The sequence below is a fragment of the uncultured Methylibium sp. genome (genome assembly GCF_902826655.1).
Taxonomy (GTDB): Bacteria; Pseudomonadota; Gammaproteobacteria; order Burkholderiales; family Burkholderiaceae_C; genus Methylibium.
Genome location: NZ_CADEFR010000002.1, coordinates 136,002 through 158,142 on the forward strand (window position 1 = coordinate 136,002; position 22,141 = coordinate 158,142).

The following is a 22,141-nucleotide window of genomic DNA, read 5'->3' on the forward strand; positions in this document are numbered from 1 at the left end:
CCTTTCGCACACGCAGTAGCTGGCCCTGCGTCCAACTCGGCAAGCCCCGTTGATCCTCGTGCGCATGCGGGCGTCTCGAACGCTGCGACCGCTTCGCACCCTGAGCGCGCTTTCGAGCCGTTGATTGCCCGGGCCTCGTGCGGCCAACGGCTGCAACGCGCGCTTCGATCGGTTGCTGGCATCCGATCACGCGGTACACGCCGCGTCCAGCCAGCCCTTTGAAGTCAGCCGCCGGCTCCCAGCCGGCATTCGTCACCCCGTGGGGCCATCGCCCCGTGGGCGGTCATGGCCTCCGCGTTCCACATGGAGGCCAACATGCCACACCCCCGAGCATCGCTCGAACGTTCCCGCGCGCCCCTGTTCACGGCCGGCGCCTACTGTGATCCGTTTGCCGACGTCCCGACCGAGGACGACGACACCGCCCAAGCCGGCGCAGAGGCCATCGACTGGACCGAGCAGGACGTCGTGTTCCTGCACTGGCGCCTGCTGCAGGAAGTCGAGGCGCTGTCCGACCCCGAGACGCCCCTCGAAGCCAAGCTCGACACGTTGCGCTGGGTGTTCACCGAGCGCGAGAAGGACTCGCGGCCGTTCTCGTTCGTGAACTGCCTGCGCGTCGTCGGCTGCAGCCCGCTGTCGCCGATTGCCTACTGCGGCCTCGTCGACGCTGAAGAAGTCCGCAGCCGCATCCGCCACGGCGTGAAGCGCTGGCTGGAAGCCACGCTGACGCGCTACCCCGAGTGGGTGCGCGAAGCCGTCGCCCGCAACCCGGAGTGGGTCGAGCTGCAACTTGCCCGCAATCCGCAGTGGATCAACCAACAGGTCCGCGCGGTCGCCCTGCAGGGCGACCTCTTCGCCTGAGCCCTTCCCGGCTGCCGCCACACCGCGGCAACCAACACCTCAAGGAACACACCATGTCCCGCTTCTATCGCGCGGCCGGCGTGCTGGCCGTTCTCGCATTGCACGCACTCGGCGCCCACCTGGACGCCACCGATTTGCCTACGCCGCCCTCGCGCGCCGAAGGCCATCGCCTGCCCGGCGCCATGCCGGTCCGCTGAGGAGCCGCCATGCACATCGTTTCCCAGACCGGGCGTGTCGCGGCGCTGCTGCTGCCCGTCCGTGCACCCGAGGATCTCGAGTACCTCGTCAAGGAGAGCGAGATCGTCACCGGCCGGCCCGGCCGCACCTTCGTGATCGCCGGCGCCGACCGCCTTGCCTACCGGCTGCAGTGGCATCCGCTCGGCTTCCAGGTCGAGCGGCTCGACAGTCGCGGCCGCGCGCTGCACGTGCAGCAACTGCTGCTGTTCGAGTTCCTCGACCACCCGCTGCTGGAGGCTTTGCATGCCGGCCAGCTCTTCACCGCGCCGATCGAGTTCGACTCGCCACGCGTTTGACTCGTCTACCCCAAAGGCGGGCGTCCCTTCGGGGGCACCCGCCACACCGGAGAAACACCATGCAGATTCAAGTCCGCATCAACGAGGAAGGCGCGCTGCGCAACCAGCGCTTCGCCTTCACCGACCGATTCACCCTCGTGTCGGAACTGCTCCAGAACGCCCGGCGCGCAGGCGCCACGTCCATCACCGTCGACCACGACGCCGAGACCAGGACGCTGACCGTCCGCGACAACGGCCGCGGCATCGACGACTTTCAGAAGCTGCTGACCTTCAACGAGTCGGGCTGGGATGAAACCACCTGCGACGCCGAGAACCCGTTCGGCGTCGGGTTCTCGAAGTGCCTCTACGCCGCGTCGCGCTGCATCGTGCGGTCGCGCGGTCAGTGCGCGGACTTCGACACCGAAGCGGCGCTCGCTCGAACGCCGATCGACGTCATCGAGCAGGCGGATGCGCGCCGCGAGGGCACGCAGATCGAACTGCACGGCGTCGACCTGCCCGATCTGGCGCCGCGCATCGCCACGCTGTGCGCGGGTTTCCCCGTGCCGGTGTACTTCAACGGCAAGCCGCTCGAACGCCCGCATGCCCCCCAGCACTTGGTACTCACCGCGACACCCGTTGGCGACCTGCACCTGTGCGGCACGCGCGATGGCGAGCACAGCCACGACACCCTGGTCTACCTGCAGGGCTTCTGCGTGCTGCGTCCGATCTACCACCGGTCGGAGCGCGCGAATGTGCTGCACCTCGATGCGCGCCAGTTCATGGCACGGCTGCCCGATCGCGACAAGCTGATCGACGAAGACCGGCAGCGCAAGCGCATCGACACCGCAGTGCGCGCCGAATGGCGCCGCGTGCTCGAGGATGCCAAGCACGCCCTGCCCGCCGAGGTGTTCGTCGCCAGGTTCTACCCGGCCCTTCGAGGCTGGGGCCACCTGGACTTGCTCAACGACATCGATGTCCTGCCGGCCCCAGTGTTCGACGAGATCTGCGGCTACCCCTACCAGGAGGGCTCGGGTGACCGAGACTACCTGCAGACGGTGGCCGTCGCACCGGAACGGGCGGCAATCGAGGCCGGCTCGGTCAAGCTGTGCTCGATCGACTCGTTCGACGAGAACAACGCAGGCCGCTGGATGTTCGCGCGTGCCACGGGGTGCCTGCTCTTCAACCTGGGCGGCCTGCATCACGAGCATTGGGTGCAAGCCCATGTGCGCTGGCTGGACGACGAGCCGGTCACCGTCGGACCGTTCGGCGAACGTGTTCGCCGCACGCTGGAAGGCCGCTGGATCTGGCCGGATGTGGTGCTGTGCGCCGCCGTTCGCATCGGCGTGGGCAGCGACAGCGTGGACATCACCGATGCCGGCGTTCACCACGACGGGGTGCTCTACATCCCGGATGGTGAATGGTCCGGCGAGCCGGTGCGCCAGGTCTCCGACTTCACCGACGAGAACGAGCAGTTCCTGGAATCCGACCTGGACGCCGACCGCGATGCGCTGGCCGACCTTATCCGTCGGCTGCGCTCCGTCGACCCGAAGGACACGCTCGACTCGCTGCTGCGAGAGCTGAAGCTCGAACGCTACCCGGTGCTGCATGGCAGGCAGTTCCGCCTGAGCGTCGGCACCGGATCGGACGGCCATGCCGTCGAACTGGCCGATTGAGTTGATGGGTTGGAGGCCTTCGGGCCTCCTCTCCCCAGCGCAGCACCTCACGTGCGCGCTGCGGAGAGGCTTTCCCGCAGGTCGCAGGCACACCTGGAGCGCGTTTCTCCGAAGCCGGCCCCGAAGTCCCTCCGGCGCCCAGCGCCGGCCCGCCCGCCATGGCCGCGGAGCCTCGTCCTCAACCGGGCGCAGGCCCGGCGTGGCGGGTTCACCCATCAAGGAGAAGTCATGAACCGACAACAAGCCATGCCCGTTTCCGAAGGCCGCCGCGGTGGCCGCGGAGGCCACCATGAATGACACCGTCTTCGAGCATCGCATCGACGAGGCCAAGCGCCGCGCACACGGCCGCTGGACCGAGATCCTGCGCAGCCTGGGCGTCGACGATCGCATCCTCGGCAAGCGCAACGGCCCCTGCCCCTCATGCGGCGGCACCGACCGCTTCCAGTACACCGACAAGTTCGGCGAAGGCAACTACCACTGCCGCCACTGCGGCGCGGGGGGCGGCTTCAAGCTGCTGCAGGCCGCGCTCGGCTTGGATTTCGCGACCGCGTTGCGGCAGGTCGAGTCCTGCGTCGGCGCGCCGGCCCCTGCGCCGAGTGCCCCACCGGCGGCGGCCGAACCGTCCGCACAGCGCATGCGCCGCCTGGCGCAACGCCTGTGGGACGAAGCCCTGCCCGTCCAGCCCGGCGACGAGGTCGATTGCTACCTGCGCCGCCGTGGGCTGCACCTGCGCCAAGCGCCGGGTGTCCTGCGCCGTCACCCGGCGCTGGGCTACTACGAGAAGAACGCCGCCGGCCGCTCCTGCAAGGTAGCCGACTACCCTGCCATGCTGGCCTGCATCCAGGGCCCGGACGGCTACGCGGTGACGCTGCACCGTACCTACCTGAAGGACGGCGAGAAGGCGCCGGTGCCGGACGCGCGCAAGGTGCTCTCGGCCGGCATCAACGGCGCCGCCGTCCGGCTGTGCGAACCGGCGCGTGAGCTCGCCGTGGCCGAAGGCATCGAGACCGCACTGGCGGTGCACCTCGCGACCGGCAAGCCGGCATGGGCCGCCGTCAGCGCCGGCAACCTCGAGAAGCTCTGGCTACCCGAGGGCGTACGTCAGGTCTGCATCTATGCCGACAACGACGCCGACGGCGGCTTCGAAGGCCAGGCCTGCGCCTACGCCCTGGCGCGCCGACTGACCCGCAGCGCGCCGGGCAACGATGCTCGCCAAGTCCGCGTGTTCCTACCACGCCAGCCCGGCCACGACTGGGCCGACGTGTGGCGCATGCGCAGCACGGCCGCCGAAGCCCAGGTCGCATAGCGGACCAACGACATGAACCCCACCGGTCGCTGCCACACCGGGCCCTGCGTCGATGACGCAGGGCGAAGGCAGACCTTGAACTGCATGCAGTCGGCGCGGATGAACCCGCGCCATCGAGGATCCGGCCCCGTGCCGGATCCATCACCCACCCCGCGGGGCCCAGCCCCGAGGGGGCACGGCGCCCCGCATTCCGATCGGAGCTTGTGATGAAGAACGGACGCACCCTCGTGAGCCTGGCGCAGGAACTCGAACGCCAGCTGAACTCGAAGAAGGACCTGGTGGTCCCGTCGGCGCTGATGCGCCACGACACCGACGACACGGGCCAGACGCGCCTCGTCGTTGAAGAAACCGGCGGCCCGGCGCGCTACGGCGTGACGCCGCTCGCGCGCCGCCAGCTCGCGGACAAGTTGAAGATCCCGTATGCGTACTTCGAACGCATGCGCAGCGAGCAGCCCGTGCTGCTGGACCGCAACGTCAACACCTGGCTGCAGAGCGAAGACGACCGCCGCATGCTGCGCACACTGGACGGCAACGTCCGCGCCGTGCTGTCGGACCGCTACCGCCGGCTCGACAACTACGACCTCGCCGAAAGTGTGCTGCCGATCCTGCAGCGCCTGCCCGAGGTGCGCTTCGAGTCGGTCGAGCTGACCGAGACGCGCATGTACCTTAAGGTCGTCACGCCGCAGCTGAAGCACGAGATGTCGCCCGGCGATGTCGTGCAGGCCGGCGTGGTGGTGAGCAACTCCGAGGTCGGCCACGGCACGCTCTCGGTGCAGCCGCTGATCTATCGGCTGCGCTGCCTCAACGGGCTGATCGTGCCCGACTTCTCGCTGCACAAGACCCACGTCGGCCGCAGCATCGGCAACGTCGCGGACACCATCACGGTGTTCAAGGACGACACGCTGCAGGCGGACGACAAGGCCTTCTTCCTGAAGGTGCGCGACGTGGTCGAGGCGGCGATGTCCGAGGCGACCTTCCTGCAGGCCGCGCAGAAGCTTCAGAAGACGCTGCGCATCCCGCTGACCGGTGACCCGGTGAAGACCGTCGAGGTGCTGGCCAACCGCTACGCGCTCAACGAGCAGGAGCGTGCCGGCGTGCTGCGGCACCTGATCGCCGACGCCGACCTGACCGGCTACGGCCTGGTCAACGCAGTGACGCACTACTCGCAGGAGGTCGAGGACTACGACCGTGCGACCGAGTTCGAGGCCCTGGGCGGACGGCTCATCGAGCTGCCGCAGAACGAGTGGAAGAGCCTCGCCGAAGCCGCCTGAACGCGGCAGGTGCCGGAGCAGCCCGGGCCCATCGCGGGTCCGGGCTGCACGGATTCGCCCGAGAGTCCGGGCGGTTGTGCATGGCAATGCGGCCCCGACGGGGCCGCATGCCGTCGCAATCTCACTGCCGAACCCTATGCTGTGGCGCACACCGATCGACACCCGACCGCCACCCGACACATCCCAATCCCACCCATCCACCGTGCCCGGCCAGGGCCTACCCGAGGACAGCACCATGAACCAGGCGCAGCTCTCCGACGTCCAGCTCACCAACCTGACCTTGCTGCTCACCATTCGCGACGGCGTCCTGCAGGACCGCCCCGCCACCTGCTGCAAGTACGCGCTCGATGCCGCGCAGGCGGACCGCATCGCCGGCCTCGGCGTCCAGCAGATCATGGCCATCGTCGCCAACGTCGGCGACGCCACGCTCTTCCCCGCGCGCCGCGACCTGCTGGCGCTGCTCGAAGCGCCGCTGCCGCTGGCCCGGCCGCTCGCCGCGGTGCACACCGCCCAGCATCTCGCCGCCTGACCGCCGCCTCTGGCGAACGCCATGGGCGAGCCCCGTCCTCCGTTGCGGGTCGACCGGCAGTTGCGTGCGCTGCAACTGGCCAAGGACTGCGCCGCCCTCGGCGCCCGCGTGCGCACGATCGGCCACCTCACCGGCCTGCCACCACGCGAGCTGCTGCGCCTGCTGTTCCCCGACCGCGAAAGCGTGCCGCGCGGCCGACCACCCGATTCCCCCGAGTGGTACCACGGCGCGAACCTGCTCTACCGCGCGGAGGCCTCGATCGTGGTGGCGCTTTACCGGCGCCTGCGCGACGGTGGCTTCGCGGCGGCCGAAGCGCTCGTTGCCGCCTACCGCCACTACGGCAGCATCTGCGAACCACCGCAGCGCATCAGCTTCGACCGCGCCTTCGACCTCGCCGCGCACACCGACGGGCTGTGGCTGACCAGCGTGCAGAGCTTCTCGCTCGTCGCTTGTCCCACCTGCCACAGCGAGTACCTCGCGGCCTACGGCTCGGCGCCGCGGTCGAACGACGAGTGCCCGTTCTGCAAGCTCGTGCAGCGCTACGGCACGGATCAGCGGGTGCAGGCGTCGTTTCCGGTGCGGCCGTTGCCGGATCTGTCCGAACTCGAGTTTGGCCTGCGCCGCTTGTTGAATCCACAGCAAACCCGCTGACAGTAGTTACTTCGCCGATTGGTGCTCAGCGTACCGCCGTACCAGGTACCAACACATGCTCAGCGCCATGGATCGTCCCAGTCTGCAAGCCTCTTCCTCGGTTAGACCCACCGGTCGGTGTGCACCAGGGCTCAGGAACGCGTACACGCCAACCAGCCCACGCTCCTCCTCCACGGTGAAGAAACTCTGCTTCCGAAGGTGGGCCACTATCGATCCCCATTTGGCCGAGTCGTACGCCGTTGGATCAGAGCTGAACTCCCGGAGGGCTATTTCGCGGGCGATCGCTTCCAGCGCAACGCGAGCGTTTGCTAGGCAGGCGTTGTAGTCGGGTGGATTGCGGCGAAAGGACTCTGCCGAATCGCTCAGCTTGCCGACGATGTCACCGTCAGGGTCGAGGGCGCTGGCTTTGACTCCAGCGACGAGGTCGTCTTCGACCGGCGCCGAATCCGAGATGGACGGGTCGACTGGAACCAACTCTCGCTCGCGCACCAGAAACCCATCGAGCAGTAGACAACGCTGCAAGTCGTCGAAGCGCTCCGTGAATCGATAGCGAGGTTTGACTTGGCTCGACAGATCGCCGTTCGTCCGCACGACCTCGGCCAGAACCGAGAGACAGCCGACCAGCTGCGCTTGATCACGAAGCGCGTTGTTGATGTCGAGTAACTCTGAGCCAGTTTCGATGCTGATTCGCAGGCCGTGCTTTGATAGCAGCACGACTGCGGTCTGGCTGGGAAATATCGCAAGCAGTTGGGCGAGCGATGCAAGTGTTCGTGCTGATGGCATGGCTGTGTCGAAGGTTCGTGGTCAGCGCTCGGTTAGCTGAAGACGCTCGGCCTTGTCGAAGTGCAGCGGCTTCGATCGCCTCTTGGAAGCATCGGCGTCTAGATTGCGAACCGCGCCCGCCTTCACGAGGCGCACGAGCGAGCTCTGTAGTTCACCCGGCATCCAGTTCGTCATCTCGAGGATGTCTGCGAACTCAGCCGGGCCGACGCGCCGTTCGCCCCTTGCAAGATATCGGCGCCAGAAGGCATCAACATCGTCAAGGCTGCAGCGGCAATCCGATGGGTCGAGTTGCGGCTCCGGGCCGAACAAGTCCGCGACGCCGGTCTTCTGCTGGCGGACCTCAATCTGCTTGGCGGCGCGAACCCGACGCTGGACGAGCTCCACGCGCTCAGAGATGTCCATGAACTCGACAATGCCGGTGGGATGGCTTGTTATGTACACGAGGTGGTACTTGGTCCGCCGATGCAGGGGATCGAGCACCGTGACGTAGGCCGAGCGAGCGCGGTACCCATGACGACCGGCCGGAACGCAAGCCTTGAGACTCGTTCGATACGCATCGACCAGCGCCGCTTCACGCTCCGAGGGCTCAAGGCCATCAAGGTTCACCGTCGATCCCAGCAGCTTCGTCATCGCGTCCTGCCAAACGGGTATCGATGCCGTGCGGTTGATGAAGTTGTAGGCGAAGTTGATCAGAAACTCGGACCGTGGCCGCTGAAGCAAAGGCCTCATCGTCTCGATCACGATGTCCTTCCAGCCCTTAGGATCGACGAAGAAAAACGTGAAGGCGTCTGACCCGCACCAACTCAGGATGTCGCCGCGCAGATCCACGAAGTCGCCATGCAGACATGCATGATGGACGGCGGGCGGCGCCTTCGCTTGCAGGAAGGTCGAGAGTCGACCGAACGCGCTCTTGTCCTTTTCGACAAACAACGCGCGCATCGTGGCGTCGACACCGAGCGTTACCAGCTTCTGCTTGCAAGCGGCCAGCGTCTTCAGCGACAACGAGATCGACGTGCCCTCCAGATCGTCGTTCGGTGCACCCCATGGGCCTGCAAAGCAGTCCACGTAGCAGATCTCCGCGCGCCCGGCTTTCTTGGCGCTCATGCCGATGATCAGCACGAGCTTTTCCAGGTAGCTCGTGAGAAGCGCATGCTTCACCAGAGCCTGCTCGCGCCCTTCGTAGGCGCTCGGAATGATCGAAGTCAAGTTCGGCGACTCCTGCAAAGACGGTGCTCGAAGACAGCTCAGCCAGTCATGAAGAGCGGGCGCTGTGGTGGCGACAAGATCTGGTCGCTGTCCTTGATCTGCGCAGAGGACCGGCGCTTGGTACCGTCGACGCCGACGATCTCGACAGCCTTCTCGTCGAGCAGCTTGCCAATCGACTCGCGATAGATCTGCGCCGACGCCGGTGAACCGTTGCAGGTAGTGGCGAACAACTCGCCGAAGCTGATCCCACTGTCGTCGGCGTACACACGTCGTGGGATGTGTTCGTTCAATGCCGTGATGCTCGCGCGCCGCGCGACATCGTCGAACTCGAATCCAAGAAGCGACTGCCCAAGGTAGGCGGCATCATGTGCAGGGTCGTAGCCGACCATCTGGAACATGTCGAGGCCCGCGCCACCGTAGTGGATGAAGTAGTTGCTGTTGGCCCAGTGCACCTCCGTCATCACGTCACGGGCGCGGTGGTGCTGGGACATGTGGATCAGCCAGTAGTCGCCGTGGCCGCCGCGATTGCGGATGAAGAAGGGCGTGAAGTGCCGGGCGCCGCAGTTCTCGACGAGTCGACGGTAAAGCGTGCTCTGCAGGAAGAGCCGCCAGTCGCGGTCGGACGCCTTGATCTCCTCGACCGAACGCCCGCGGAAGATGTCGGGCAGGCCGAGCCCGTCGAGAAGGTCTTTGACCTGTTCGCCATCGCTGGCGAAGTTCATGAACGAGTCGACCCCGAACGTCAGGATCACCTCCGCGCTGGGTAGCGCATCGAAGATCTTGCGCAGGAGCTGCGTCGGCACCTCCTTGTACCCGTACTGATCGAGCGCGAAGATCGAGCGGCCATTCTTGGGGCTCTTCTTCTTGATGAACCCAATGATCGCGTCGGCCTTGTCCTGGAACCGTGCGTGGTCGATGTAGATGCCGTTGCCGATCCTGTCGCCGTGTCCAGCTTCCCGCAGCACCTTGTCGAGGTGCAGGTAGGCGTGGCGGTCTGCCTCGGTGAAGAAGTAGTCAACCTGGAGTTGGACCGGCTTGCGCCGATCCTTGTTGATGAGGAACTCCGCCTCGCGCGTGGCTTCGAGGAAGATGAACGGCGATCCCTTGACAGGCTCGCGCGTGTCGTTGTGGACGTACAGACCGCCGCCGGCAAACCCGTCGACAAGTGTCAGACGCAGGACATCCTGGTTGGGCGAGCTGACGAGGGTGCGGAAGTACGCTGCGAGGTAGGCTTCAAGGATGCGGTGCTTTGCGACGCTGTGTTGCTGGATGAGGTCGGGACCGTTCGTCCAGTTGTACTGTTTCAGCGTCATGCAGCCCTTCAGACGTGAGCGGACAGTGCTGGCATGTCGTCCCAAGTCCGGCCGCCAAGCAATCGGCCGTTGGCTTTCTTGGAGCGGCGCTTGCCGTCGGCCCCCCAGCCACCCCATTGCTTGAAGAAGAACTGCACGCCCTGGTCCTCGCACTGCTGGCGGATATTTTCAACCCATTCCAGTTTCATCGGACGTGCCTTGGGGCCGGACTCACCACCAACGATGACCCAGTGAATGTCGGTAAGGTCGAGTTCGCCAACGTCTTCGAGCAGTGGCTCGACAGACAGGAAACGGATGCGTGCATCGACGTTACGCAAGCCTTCGATACGCGGCACGCCGTACTTGCGGTCTTCGACGGAAACGCCGATCCAAGCATTCGTGGGCACGTCGCGGGTTCGGAAGAATGCGGCCAGGCGGTCGGCTCGCTTGGTCAACACCTGGAAGGTGTGCTGCGGGCACTGCCTGATCACGTCGAAGACCTGGGCGATATACGCGTCATCCACACCTTTGTGGAAGAGGTCGGACATCGAGTTCACGAAGTACACCGTCGGCTTCTTCCTCATCAGCGGCTCCGACAGTCGATCCGGCAGGATGGTGAGCTTGAAGCCGTTCTCGTAGCCCGGTGTGCCCATGGCCTTAAGCCGCTTGGCCATCGACTCGGCGTAGCAGTGCTTGCAGCCGGGCGAAATCTTGGTGCAACCCACAGTCGGATTCCAAGTTGCCTCGGTCCACTCGATTCGGCTGGCTTGCGACATGAGGGCCTCCCATTTCTCAAAGGTTTGTGCAGGCGTCTAGACCGCGCGCAGCACGCGCGTCACGACACCCCAGATGTGCAGATCGTTCTCGCCGCCGACGTGGACATCGGCGAATTCAGGGTTGCTGGCTTGCAGCATCCAGCCGGTGGCCGTCCGCCGCAAGCGCTTGACGGTCAGCTCACCGTCGATGTCGGCGATGACGATGCGTCCGTCCTCGGCGGCGACGCCGCGATCAATCACCAATTCGTCTCCATCGGCGATGCCGGCATCGCGCATGGACCAGCCGTGGACTTTCATGACGAAGGTGTTGCTCGGGTCGCGCACCAGATGCTTGCCGAGATCAATCAAATCCTCTGGGTAGTCGTCGCCTGAAGTGGGCCTGCCGGCTCGCACTCGGCGGCCGAGGGTGGGAACGGCGGTTGCTGCGCGAAGCGTCGCGATGGGCCTCAGGCCGGCTGCCCGGGCAACGCCAACAGGCGTGCGCTTCATCGCATCCAGATACCTTTCGACTACGGGCATGAGGCTGAAGGGCACGCGCACAGTCTTCGTGGGCTCGCCATAGGCAGCCTTGCGTCCGGCGCCCTGTCGTGTTCCGCCATGGCGAGGTTTGGAGGGTTGTGACTGCATGATTTCGTGACGGAATCAAGATTAGCACGCTGCACGAGCTACCGGAAGACGGTTAGTCCCCGATTGGCCAGGCGTGTCGGCCGTCGGTGTGCGGGTGCAAACCCTACGCGCCTTATCGGCTCGAGAGCAGCTTCCCTCAGTGATCGACCTGCTGGCTAAACCGTTCCGCGCCCAATGCGAGATCCAGCCGGCCGACAACGAAACACCCCGACCTTGCCTGCCATTTACGGTCGCGTTGCTCTGCCATACGACTTGAAAGTCCGAGCATGCATGGCCTCGCCCCATCGCCACGCGCCGAGTCATCCGGACATCCCTATCCATCGGCGGATCCGGGGTTCGACTGTTCAGCCGTGGGCGACATCCTCGCCGAACACGACAACCTGCTCGCCCGCATCCGACTGTGCTTCGGCGTGGACCAGGAGACCTTCGCGCGCGACGCGTTGGCACTGATCGAAGCCTATGCCGGCTACGTTCACCTGCTCCCCGCCACACCCGACAACTACTTCCGTCAGCCCGGTGGCCTGCTGCAACTGGGGCTTGAGGTGGCCTTCTATGCCCTCCAGGGCACGGACGCGCACATCTTCTCCGGCCAATCGACCATCAGCACGCGTCGTCAGCTCGAACCCCGCTGGCGCCACGCCACCTTCATTGGTGGCTTGTGCTGCGAACTGCACCGGGCCTTGGCGTCATTGATCGTCGTCGATGCTGAGGGCAACGAATGGCCTGCCTACCTCACGCCCTTGGCCACCTGGCTCGCAGAGCGCCGTGTCGAGCGCTACTTCGTGCGTTGGCGCGCTCAAGCACCGGAGGCCCGCAGCCTTGGGCTGTTCGCGCTGCCTCACGTCGTGCAGTCCGCCGTGCTGCAGAACCTCAGCGCCGGCAACACGGTCATCGTTCCGCACCTGCTTGCCAGCGTCGGCGGCCTGCCGATGTATCGCGAGCCCAATGTGCTCGACAGCCTGGTCCGCCGCTCGCTTGCCCTGGTCATCGACCGAAATCTGAAGGCCAGCGCGGACCGCTACGGCTCGCCGCAGTTCGGCTCGCACCTCGAACGCTATCTGGTGGATGCGCTGCGCCGTTTGGCTGCCGCCGATTCGGCCTGGGTGCCGAACCGAGAGAAGTCGCGCGTCTGGTACAGCAGCGACGGTCTGTTCCTGCTGTGGCCGCAATGCGCTGCCGACGCGCAGGCCTTGCTCGAAGCGGATCAGTTGCCCGGCATACCGAAATCAGCCGACACCGTCCTCGATCTACTGCTCGCTGCAGGCGTGGCAGAGCCTCGCGACAGTTCTCACAACACGTGGTTGATCCAGCCGCCCGGCGCCAAGGGCCCGCTGGACGCCATCAAGCTGACCTCTGCGGCAATCCTCTGGTCCGGCCCGGAGGCCAGCCCACATGCGCTCGACGGCACGCTGGTGACGAGTCTCGAGCCGACAAGAGCGATGGCCGCCGCGGCTGCGCCGGCACCGCCGCCATCACCGCGGGGCCAGTTGTCGCTGCTCGAAGCCGTCGCCCCAGACACTGCAGCAGCCGTGTCGCCGCCGTCGAACGCACCGGCGAGAGTCTCGCCCGCAGTCGAAGAAGCCGCGGCCGCGTCGATCGCGCTGAAGGCCCCCATGCGCTTGAACCCCGCCGTGCGCGACGCGCTGGGCTCGATCGTGGCCACGCTGAACAGCGACGCGCGCACCGCGGCCGCGTGTACGGTGGCGAACGGCATCTTCGTTCCCCTCATCGAACTGGAACGCCGCGGGTTGCAGCCTGCACTCGTGATGCGGGCGCTGGGCGACCTGCGCATGCTGGTCCGCGCCGATGCCAATCGGCCACCGACTACATCGAGGGACTTCGGCGGCGTCACCACCGTGGGCTTGATCCTCGATCCGCGCTTCGTCGCCGGCCTCGACCTCGCCACTTTTGCGATCCCGGAATCGCCGCAGGCATGAGCATGCTGGTCCGCCAGTACGAAATGCCCTGGCGGCCGGCCTACGAAGCCTACGCCGCGGCAACCTGGCTGCTGGCAACAGCATTTTTCGCAACGGTCGGCGTCCTTGGGCATGTGCCGCGCCGACTGGCGCTGCCCCTGGCCCTCTGCTGCTTCGTCTGGGGCATCTTCCGAGGTGCCCAAGCCCTGCGCACGCTGGTGCTGCGCGCCTCCCTCGGTGGTCGCGGCGTGCAGACCATCACCACGGCCGAGCTGGCGCGCTGGTGCCAGCAGCCCGACCAGGTGTTCCTCGGCTTCGGCTTCGACTGGCGCCCTGTCCACGCCCAGCGCCTGTACGAGCTGGCAAAGGTGGACTACCGACAGTTCACCGTCTCGCCGCGCCTGCTGGCCTGTCTGGGCTACGACAGCCACCCGCAGCCCGACGCGGAGATCGGCCTGCCTTACATCCATGGCGTCGAGCCGAAGGAAGTGCCGCTGCACCGGCCCTTGCAGAACTTCGAGGGCGGCACGCTGCTCGTCGGCACCACGCAGTCGGGCAAAGGCGTGGCGCTGGCCAACCTCATCACGCAGGCGGTGCGGCGCGGTGACGTGGTCATCGTCATCGACCCGAAGAACAGCCGGCGCCTGAAGCGCGTGACGCAGCGCGCCTGCGAAGACTGGCGTGCGCCCGACACCTTCCTGGAGTTCCACCCCGCCTTCCCCGAGACCGGCGTGCGGCTGGACTTCACCTTCAACTGGCAGAAGCCGACGGAGATAGCGTCGCGCATCCAGTCGATCATGCCGCCCGACACGGCCGGCGCTTTCTCGGCCTTCGGCTGGGACGCGGTCAACGTCGTCGTGCAGGGCCTGATCGAGCTCGAGGAGCGGCCAAACCTCGTGAAGCTGACCAAGTACATCGAAGGTGGCATCGAGCCGGTGCTCGAAGGCACGCTGCGCCGCCACTACGAGCGCACCTTGGGCGCCAACTGGCGCGAGCTGCCCGAGATGAAGAAGCTGCTGCACGACGCGCACCGCGGCAACCTCAAGCGCCCTTCCGAAGCAGCCAGCGCCGACCTGCTGGCCTTCGTCGCCTACTACGAGCACCACGTCGCGCAGTCGCAGCGCAACAAGGTGCTGGATGCGCAGGTGCGCACCTTCCGCCACAACCGCGAGCACTACCAGAAGATCACCGCCAACCTGCTGCCCGTGCTGTCCATGCTCACCTCGGGCGACCTGGGCCCGAGCCTGTCGCCGGATCCGTTCGACGCCGACGACACGCGCCCGATCATGAACTTCGAGAAGATCGAGCGCGCCGGCCACGTGCTCTACATGTGCCTGGACTCGCTGCCCGACCCGTCGGTGGCTACGGCCATCGGCGCGCTGGCCCTCGCCGACTTGGCCGCGCGTGCCGGCATGCGATACAACCTCGGCGGCTACCGACGCATCTCGCTGTTTGTCGACGAGGTCTCGAACGTCATCAACCAGCCGTTGATCGAGATCCTCAACAAGGGCGCTGAGGGCGGCATCTTCACCACCTGCGCCATGCAAACGCTGGCCGACCTGGCCAAGCGCCTGGGCAGCGAGGACGCCGCGCGCATGGCGCTGGGTAACCTCAACAACCTGATCGCGCTGCGCTCGAAGGACCGGCCGACGCAGGACTTCGTGGTCGAGACCTTCGGCAAGACCGCCATCCACACCGTGCGCGTGGGCCTGAGCAGCGGCGCCGACGCGCACCTGGGCGACTTCTCGTCGAGCTACTCGACGCAGCTCACCGAGAGCTTCGAGGAGATGGTGCCGGCCGACGTGCTGGGCAAGCTGCCGAACCTGCAGTACTTCGCGTCGGTGTCGGGCGGGCGGATCATCAAAGGGCGGTTTCCGATCCTGGATGCGGATTGCCCCAGCACGACATCGAGTGCTCGCCGGCCGGCGGAGTTGACGACATGATCCGTGCGGTGGCCATCGTGTCATTGCTGGGCTTGCTGGTACTGGTGCTCTGGCTGCCTTCGGCGCATCCCCCCGAGCGGTTCTTGGCGCAATTGCGCATGGAATATGCAGCCACCGCGTCCTACTGGGGCAAGGACTCCGCCGCGCGGATGCTCGCGCGGGCACTCACGATGCAGGGCACGGCGAGAGATGCTGCGCCGCTTCCATCGCCGGCGAGCTCACCATCGACCAGCGCTGTCAACAGCGCCGTTGCGCACGAGATGGCGTCGGTGAATCGGCGGCTGTTCGACAACGCTTACTTCCGCGCGATCGATGCGCTTCTGCTGCTTGCCATGTTTCGGCTGGCGCTGCTGGCCGAGTGGCTGCCCTGGCTACTGGCCTTCACAGCGGCGACGCTGGTCGACGGCTACATCGTTCGCGCCGTGAAAGCGAAGGAATTCCGGCACCACGATCCCGAGGTGTTCGCTCTCGCCATCTGCGCCGCAATCGTCGTGGCGTGCGGCGCCATGGTCGCGTTCGTCGTGCCGATCACGCTGCATCCGGCAGCGCTTCCTCTGGTGCCACTGGCAGCCAGCCTGTTGTTCGGACTCGCGCTGGCGAGCTTTCATCGAAGAGCGTAGGTTGGCTTCGCCGCGCGCTGCGATGTTGCACTCTCCGAAAGCGCGGGCGGCATCACGGTTGCGAGATCGCTCGGACCACGCCCCGAGTGACACTGCAGAAGCCATCGGCGTCTCCGTGCTACCGTCCCTGCGAGAATCGCAGCCGCAGAGAGGGGAGGCCATGCTCGCAAACATCAAAGGGCTGGTGGAGAGGCTGGAACTTACGCCGGCCAAGGCCATGATGCCGCTGTTCGAAGGCATCTCGAACGCCATCGACGCGATCGAAGAGCACGGCGATGGCTTCTTCAAGCACGCCATCCGCATCCGGCTCGTCGCCGGTCGCGATCTGGCTCATCAGGGTGGCGATGACACGTTACTGATCGACGGCTTCGACATCACGGATGATGGTGCGGGGTTCCACGATCAGAACCTGGCCTCGTTCAAGGAGGCTCATACGCTCTCCAAGGTCAAGCTGGGGGGCAAGGGTGTCGGCCGGTTCTCGTTCCTGAAGGTGTTCGCCGCCGTCCATGTGCACAGCGTCTTCCAACGCGGCCAAGAGCGGTTGTTGAGGGTGTTCGACTTCTCTATCGACGATGAGCTCAAGGGCGCCGACGATCTGCAGCCGACTGAAGGCTCCCTGGGAACCACAGTCTCGGTGCGATGCATGGCTGCCCGTTATCGAATTGGCTGGCCGAGCGATCCCGTCGTCATTGCCAATCGAATCGTCGCCCACTTCCTGATCCGGTTTGCCGCACGATCCTGCCCGACCATGGTTCTCGAGTCCCCCGGTCACGCACCTATTGACCTTGGCCAACTGTTTCAGTCGACGGTTCAACCGCATGTTGAAGAGCGGTTCTTCGACGTGCTCGGCCATGAGTTCGCACTGCAGGCATATCGCCACCGTGACGGTCGGGCCCGGCATGACTTGCACCTCTGTGCGAATGGCCGAGAGGTCACCACTGGAAAGCTGCGAGATCTTCTGCCCGAGTTGCCGGAACGCCTTCTTGACGATGATCAGGAACCCTACACGCTCATTGTTCTGGTCACTGGCATCTACCTTGACGATCATGCGAACACAGAGCGAACAAGGATCGCTTTCCAAGCCGACGATGAAGCCGACCTCGACGACACCCTCGTCTCGCGCGTGGCGCTGAACCGCGGCATCGCTGAGACACTCCGCCCGTTGCTGGCCAGCGATCTGAAATCGACGAACGAAGAGAAGCTGGCTCAGGTCGAGCGATTTGTCGAGCAGGCGCCGGAGTACCGTGTGTTGACCCACGAACGCTACCGGCACCTGATCGAGCAGCGCGTTCAGCCCGGCCTAAAGGACGATCAACTCGATCAGGCGCTGCTGCACATCCGCCGCGACGTGGAAGACGCCATGCGCAAGGAAGAGCGGCACGTCGCCGCCCTGATCGAAAAGGAGTCCTTCGAGCAGTACCAAGAGCGCATACGCCGACTCATGGAGGACATGAACGACGTTGGCAAAGCCAAGTTGGCAGACTACGTCGCACATCGCCGGACCATTCTGGATTTGGTCGACCACAGCCTCAAGCGCGTACAGAACGATGGGACTTATCCGTTCGAGAAGGTTCTGCACAAGATGATCTTCCCGATGGGCGCCACTTCACGCGATGTCTTTCTCGACCAGCAGAACCTGTGGATGATTGACGAGCGGTTGTGCTTTCACACCATCCTCACCTCCGACAAGAAGCTCAACAAAGTGCCTGGTCTGGAAGGCTCCTCTGGCAAGGAGCCGGACATCTTTGCCTTCTTCTACGACACCCCGATTGGCATCGCCGAGCCGGACAACTTGGCGGGCGGCGGGGTCGTGATCATCGAGTTCAAACGACCCGGCCGCGACGACTACGACAAGGATCCGGCTGACCAGATCATCCAGCGCTTCGTCGAGATCGAGCAGGGCGGCGTTCGAGACATCGACGGTCGTCCAATCAATCCTGAACGCATTCGCTACACGGGCTACTTGATCGCAGATCTGACCCCCACCTTGCGTAAGCGGGTCCAGATGCGGTACCACCGTACCGCCGACAACGAGGGCTTCTTCTACACGTTGCCTGAAGGAAATGGCTGGATAGAGGTCATTTCCTACGACAAGCTGCTGCGTGATGCCAAGCGCCGAAACCGAGTGCTGTTCGAGAAGCTCGGACTGCACAAACACTGACGCAACGCACCCTGGCTCATCCGGTCAGCCAGGGCTGCCGCTGCGGGTGTAAGCATGGTCACCCCGTCCTGAACCAATAGGTCGCGGTCAACGCAGACAAGGTGGCGCTGACCGTCACGGCGTCGTGAGGAATGAGCAGGTACTTCCAGCCCTCTGACCCGTTCGCCGCGGCGAACGCGGATGCATGCTCGCACCATGCGGCCGCCGCTCTTGCCTTTGCCTGCACTTCGTCGGTCTGCATGTCGGCGGCCTTCTTGGTCTCGATGAGCAGGTTCAGACCGTCGGTCGCCGCCACGAAGTCCGGCACGTATTCCGGCTGGTCCGCACCTCGCCGGTAGTAGATGTTGAACTGGCCGGCTACAGGGCGCAGCCACTTGCGCGCGTCACGTTCGAGGATGACTGCCAGCACCCTCTCGGTGTCGGACTGGAACTTCTGGTAGCTGTAGGCGCACTTGGTGAAGCCACCGTAGACCAAGGTCGCAATCCGGCTCTTGTCCGGTGGCGCCTGGTGCAGCGGCAGCACGTCACCGTCGGCAGTCACGGCGCCGGGCTTCAGCGGCGTAAAGCCCTGGCTGACCACCACTTCCGACTCACCCGGGTCCTCGAAGTAGTGCAACGTCATCTGCGCGTGGATGTTGTCCGCGATGGCCCTGCCCTGGTTGGCCAGCACGTTGTGCAGCTTCTCGTCGTCGCCCAGGTAGCTGCGGAAGTGCGCCACCGCCTGGGCTGCCAGCTCGTACAACAGCTCGCCGTGTTGGTCGTAAGCGATGTCGTCGAAGCCGATCAGCTCGCGGACGATGTAATCCTCGGGCCGTCGTTCGGCGACGAACGACGATTGTCCGTACAGCAGCTCCTTGCCCGTCTGCAGCCCACGCCCCACCAACTGCTGGTCCTGCGGCTGGAAGTTCATGCGGCTCACGTCCAGGCTGAACACCCGGTAGCCGCTGCTCACCGCGCCCTTGGGTTTGACGAGGATGCGCGGAATGTCGATGGTGTGCTGCGCCACCAAGTCCGCTGTCTGCTTGACGATTTCTTCGACACTGGGGCCGGCGGGCGGCAGCAGCTGGCCCTGGGCCGGTGTCACCCGCGCTTGAACGCGCCGCACCAGTTCGGCCTGCACCTCTGGCAGGGTCAAAGACGCCGTGGTGGGGGCCGTCACCCCACCGGCCGCTGCCGCATCTGCCGGCGCGCCGGGCACGCCAGGCGAGTTTGCCAACCGGCTCATGTCGTTGATGACATCCATCGCGATGGCCGCCACCTGTGCCTGTTCGCCGGTGTACAGCACCGTCGCAGCCGGCGGCGCAACGTAAGGCGTGCCGGCGGCCGGGGCCACCGGCGCGGTGATGCCCAGCATCGTGTGCAGTGTTGGCGTGACCGCCACGCTGCGCAGGCCGGTCCCTGCACCGTCTGGCGGCGCCAGCTTGAGCTGCTTCAGCCGGATCGGCGAATCGCCGCGCCCGGCCTCGTCCACCACCTCCTGGAACTTGTCGTGCGCAATGATGTTCAGCCGGTCCACGGCCTCGACACCGGTCTTGCGCCCATACGGCAGCCGCAGGCCACGGCCGATGGACTGCTCGATCAGCGTGCGCGCATTGGCCGCCCGCAACGGCACGATGGTGTAGAGGTTGGTGACGTCCCAGCCTTCCTTGAGCATGTTGACGTGGATGACGATCTCGGTCGGCTCGTCGTAGCTCTCCACAGCCAGCAGCCTTTGCACGATCTCGTCGCCCTCGGCGCCGCTGGTGGTGCCGCTGTCCACCTGGATCACCTTGCCGGCGTAGCGCCCGTCGAACAGCTCGACCGAAAGCAGCTTGCTCAGCGCGGCGGCATGCGTGGTGTCGCGCGCTATCACCAGCATGAAGGGCTTCACCGGCTTCACTTCACCAGAAGCGCCCTTCTGCTGGGCGTAGGTCAGCAGGTGCACCTTGGTCTCTTCGTGCACCCGAACACCGTCCATCAACTTGATGCGCTCCAACTGCTCGGCGCTGTGCGCTGCGGCGTCGAAGTTCTGCTGCGTCACAACAGCCGGCTCCTTGACGAAGCCGTCTTCAATGGCCTGCGCCAGCGGGTAGTCCATCACCACGTTCTTGAACGGCACAGGGCCCTTGTTGCCCGACCCGCTTTCGGTGAACGGCGTGGCCGTCAACTCCATGGCCAGCAGTGGCTTCAGCTCGTTCAACGCGCGCACACCGGCACTGGCGCGGTAGCGGTGCGACTCGTCCATCAGCAGCACCAGGTCGGGCAGGCTCGCCAGGTAGTCGAAGTAGCTTTGGCCCAAGTACTCTGACAAGCGCTTGATGCGCGGCGCCCGGCCGCCGCGCACCTCGGTGTTGATCTTCGAGATGTTGAAGATGTTGATCTGCACCGGCGCGTCGATGGCCTGCGAGACCAGGTCGCCGCGCTGCTCGTAGGTTTCGCCGGTGATCACCTCCGGCGCCGCGACCGAGAACTCGGCGATGCCCTTGAACACGTACTTCGGTGTGCCCGGCGTGAAGTCGCGGATCAGCTTGTCGTAGATCGTCAGGTTGGGCGCAAGCACGAAGAAGTGCTTGTAGCCATAGGCGGCATTCAGGTAGCTGATGAACGCGCCCATCAGCCGCGTCTTGCCCACGCCCGTGGCCAGCGCGAAACACAGTGACGGGAAGTCGCGCTCGAAGTCGCTCAGGTTCGGAAACTGGCCCTTCAGCGCTTCGACCATCGCGGCCAGGTCGCTGGCGTCGCGCGCCTTGTGGTCACGCAACGCCGGCACAGCATCCAGGGCCGCGGCCAGCCGGCGCAGGCTCTCGGCCTGGGGCTCACGCAGGCTCAGGCGGCCGGCCACCGCTCGCAGGGTTTGCTCCAGACTCATTCTTTCCCTTCCCTCGGCTTCTTCTTGGCGGGCGCTGCCGCGGGCAACAACTGCCGCAGCTCGCGCTTCAGTTCCTGCTGCAGCTGCTTCTCGGTCGGCAGGTGCAGTTGGTAGCGGGTGGCGAAGATGTTGCGCTCCTGCTGTTCACCCAGGGTGTACTTCACGACGGCGTCGTTCTTGTCGGGGCACAGCACCAGGCCGACGGTCGGGTTGTCGCCCTCGGTGCGGCGCTCGCGGTCGTAGTAGTTGACGTAGAACTGGATCTGCCCCAGGTCGGCGTGTGTCAGCTTGCCCACCTTCAGGTCCACCAGCACGTAGCACTTCAGCACTGCGTGATAGAAAACCAGGTCGATGAAGAAGTGGTCGCCGTCCAGCGTGATGCGCTGCTGCCGCGCGACGAATGCGAAGCCCGTGCCCAGCTCCAGCAGAAAGTGCTGCAGGTTCTCGATCAGCGCCTGCTCGAGCTGCGACTCGACGAGCCGGTGCGACTCCGGCAACCCCAGGAACTCCATCACCAGCGGGTCTCGCAGCACATCCAGGGGCTTTGTCACTTCGTGCCCGCGGCTTGCCAGTCGCATCACACCGGCCTTGTCGCGGCTCTTGGCCAAGCGTTCGAACAACAGGCTGCCCGCCTGCCGCGACAGTTCACGCACCGACCAGCCCTGCTTGACGGCTTCGATCTCGTAGAAGTCGCGCGCGCCCTGATTGCCCACGCGCAGCAGGCAGCGGTAGTGGCTCCATGAAAGATCGGGGTGCAAGCGGCCCGGCCGCGGCGGTGCTGTCCCGCTCGTGGCAGCCGATTTCCGAGACACCGTCTCGGAAATGGCCGGCAGTGCCGATTTCCGAAGCACTGTCTCGGAAATGAGTTGCGGGTAGGCCAGGTAGAACTGCCGAAAGGCTTCGAGGTTGTCTACGGAATAGCCGCGTCCGTAGTTGCGCGTCAAACGCAACGACAGCTGGGCCAGCAAGCGGGCACCGTAGCCCGCGCGGCGCTGGCCACGCTGCTCCTCCTCGACGATCTCACGGCCCACCAGCCAATTGGCCAGCACCTGCGTGGTGTTGACGGTGCGCGCGATGCCCGTACGGGCGGCATCCAGAATCTCGAGCACGCGGCCATACAGGGCCGGCGTTGCCTTGTTTGCCTTCGGGTCGCCTGGGGCTTGCGGCAT

At 65.5% G+C, this 22,141-nt stretch carries 19 protein-coding genes; 12 read left to right on the forward strand and 7 right to left on the reverse strand.

Annotation, left to right across the window (positions count from 1 at the left end; translation table 11 throughout):
- The first annotated feature begins 315 nt into the window (after window positions 1–315).
- The 8 genes from QZV97_RS01730 (at window position 316) to QZV97_RS01765 (ending at window position 6,800) form a co-directional block, all read left to right on the forward strand.
- Window positions 316–858 (forward strand): hypothetical protein, encoded by a 543-nt coding sequence (locus QZV97_RS01730; RefSeq protein WP_295637361.1) that lies wholly within the window; start codon window positions 316–318, stop codon window positions 856–858.
- 53 nt (window positions 859–911) lie between these two features.
- The gene (locus QZV97_RS01735; RefSeq protein ID WP_295637364.1) at window positions 912–1,055 is read left to right on the forward strand and encodes a hypothetical protein; all 144 of its coding nucleotides are present in this window, start codon (window positions 912–914) and stop codon (window positions 1,053–1,055) included.
- Between the two features lie 9 nt (window positions 1,056–1,064).
- The gene (locus tag QZV97_RS01740; RefSeq protein ID WP_295637367.1) at window positions 1,065–1,391 is read left to right on the forward strand and encodes a hypothetical protein; all 327 of its coding nucleotides are present in this window, start codon (window positions 1,065–1,067) and stop codon (window positions 1,389–1,391) included.
- A gap of 59 nt (window positions 1,392–1,450) precedes the next feature.
- A complete protein-coding gene (locus tag QZV97_RS01745) occupies window positions 1,451–3,043 on the forward strand; it encodes an ATP-binding protein (RefSeq protein ID WP_295637370.1) in 1,593 nt (530 codons plus the stop codon).
- A 289-nt stretch (window positions 3,044–3,332) separates the two neighbouring features.
- Window positions 3,333–4,349 carry a toprim domain-containing protein gene (locus QZV97_RS01750; protein ID WP_295637373.1) on the forward strand — a complete coding sequence of 339 codons (1,017 nt, stop codon included), beginning with the start codon at window positions 3,333–3,335 and terminating at the stop codon, window positions 4,347–4,349.
- Between the two features lie 206 nt (window positions 4,350–4,555).
- On the forward strand, window positions 4,556–5,620 hold the full coding sequence (locus QZV97_RS01755; protein WP_295637376.1) for a DUF932 domain-containing protein: 1,065 nt from the start codon (window positions 4,556–4,558) through the stop codon (window positions 5,618–5,620).
- A 235-nt stretch (window positions 5,621–5,855) separates the two neighbouring features.
- Window positions 5,856–6,149 (forward strand): hypothetical protein, encoded by a 294-nt coding sequence (locus tag QZV97_RS01760; protein ID WP_295637378.1) that lies wholly within the window; start codon window positions 5,856–5,858, stop codon window positions 6,147–6,149.
- 21 nt (window positions 6,150–6,170) lie between these two features.
- Window positions 6,171–6,800, forward strand: coding sequence for a FlhC family transcriptional regulator (locus QZV97_RS01765; RefSeq protein ID WP_295637381.1), 630 nt, complete (start codon window positions 6,171–6,173; stop codon window positions 6,798–6,800).
- 6 nt (window positions 6,801–6,806) lie between these two features.
- Here the strand turns inward: QZV97_RS01765 and QZV97_RS01770 are convergent, their stop codons facing one another.
- Genes QZV97_RS01770 through umuD form a run of 5 tightly spaced genes read right to left on the reverse strand, consistent with a single transcriptional unit; the run spans window position 6,807 to window position 11,391 of the window.
- Window positions 6,807–7,583 (reverse strand): hypothetical protein, encoded by a 777-nt coding sequence (locus tag QZV97_RS01770; RefSeq protein ID WP_295637384.1) that lies wholly within the window; start codon window positions 7,581–7,583, stop codon window positions 6,807–6,809.
- Window positions 7,584–7,604: 21 nt separating this feature from the next.
- On the reverse strand, window positions 7,605–8,789 hold the full coding sequence (tcmP, locus tag QZV97_RS01775; protein WP_295637387.1) for a three-Cys-motif partner protein TcmP: 1,185 nt from the start codon (window positions 8,787–8,789) through the stop codon (window positions 7,605–7,607).
- 38 nt (window positions 8,790–8,827) lie between these two features.
- Window positions 8,828–10,102, reverse strand: a complete 1,275-nt coding sequence (locus QZV97_RS01780) for a three-Cys-motif partner protein TcmP (protein WP_295637391.1) — start codon at window positions 10,100–10,102, stop codon at window positions 8,828–8,830.
- Window positions 10,103–10,110: 8 nt separating this feature from the next.
- Window positions 10,111–10,857, reverse strand: a complete 747-nt coding sequence (locus QZV97_RS01785; protein ID WP_295637395.1) for a DUF5131 family protein — start codon at window positions 10,855–10,857, stop codon at window positions 10,111–10,113.
- Window positions 10,858–10,893: 36 nt separating this feature from the next.
- Complete coding sequence (gene umuD / locus QZV97_RS01790; RefSeq protein WP_295637398.1) at window positions 10,894–11,391, reverse strand: translesion error-prone DNA polymerase V autoproteolytic subunit; 498 nt, start codon at window positions 11,389–11,391, stop codon at window positions 10,894–10,896.
- Between the two features lie 443 nt (window positions 11,392–11,834).
- Between umuD and mobH the strand changes: the two genes are divergently transcribed.
- The 4 genes from mobH (at window position 11,835) to QZV97_RS01810 (ending at window position 18,124) form a co-directional block, all read left to right on the forward strand.
- A complete protein-coding gene (mobH, locus tag QZV97_RS01795; RefSeq protein WP_295637401.1) occupies window positions 11,835–13,421 on the forward strand; it encodes a MobH family relaxase in 1,587 nt (528 codons plus the stop codon).
- The gene (gene traD / locus QZV97_RS01800) at window positions 13,418–15,343 is read left to right on the forward strand and encodes a conjugative transfer system coupling protein TraD (protein WP_295637404.1); all 1,926 of its coding nucleotides are present in this window, start codon (window positions 13,418–13,420) and stop codon (window positions 15,341–15,343) included. The genes mobH and traD overlap by 4 nt, the downstream gene beginning before the upstream one ends.
- Window positions 15,340–15,963 carry a DUF4400 domain-containing protein gene (locus QZV97_RS01805; protein WP_295637407.1) on the forward strand — a complete coding sequence of 208 codons (624 nt, stop codon included), beginning with the start codon at window positions 15,340–15,342 and terminating at the stop codon, window positions 15,961–15,963. Before traD ends, QZV97_RS01805 begins: the two co-directional genes overlap by 4 nt.
- A 160-nt stretch (window positions 15,964–16,123) precedes the next feature.
- Entirely contained in the window at window positions 16,124–18,124 is a 2,001-nt protein-coding gene (locus QZV97_RS01810) for an ATP-binding protein (protein WP_295637410.1), read from the forward strand.
- 58 nt (window positions 18,125–18,182) lie between these two features.
- Here QZV97_RS01810 and QZV97_RS01815 read toward each other — a convergent pair whose 3' ends face one another.
- Both QZV97_RS01815 and QZV97_RS01820 read right to left on the reverse strand, forming a co-directional pair.
- A complete protein-coding gene (locus tag QZV97_RS01815) occupies window positions 18,183–20,972 on the reverse strand; it encodes a DEAD/DEAH box helicase family protein (protein WP_295637413.1) in 2,790 nt (929 codons plus the stop codon).
- Window positions 20,969–22,141: a PDDEXK nuclease domain-containing protein gene (locus QZV97_RS01820; RefSeq protein ID WP_295637416.1), complete on the reverse strand. Its 1,173-nt coding sequence runs from the start codon at window positions 22,139–22,141 to the stop codon at window positions 20,969–20,971. The genes QZV97_RS01815 and QZV97_RS01820 overlap by 4 nt, the downstream gene beginning before the upstream one ends.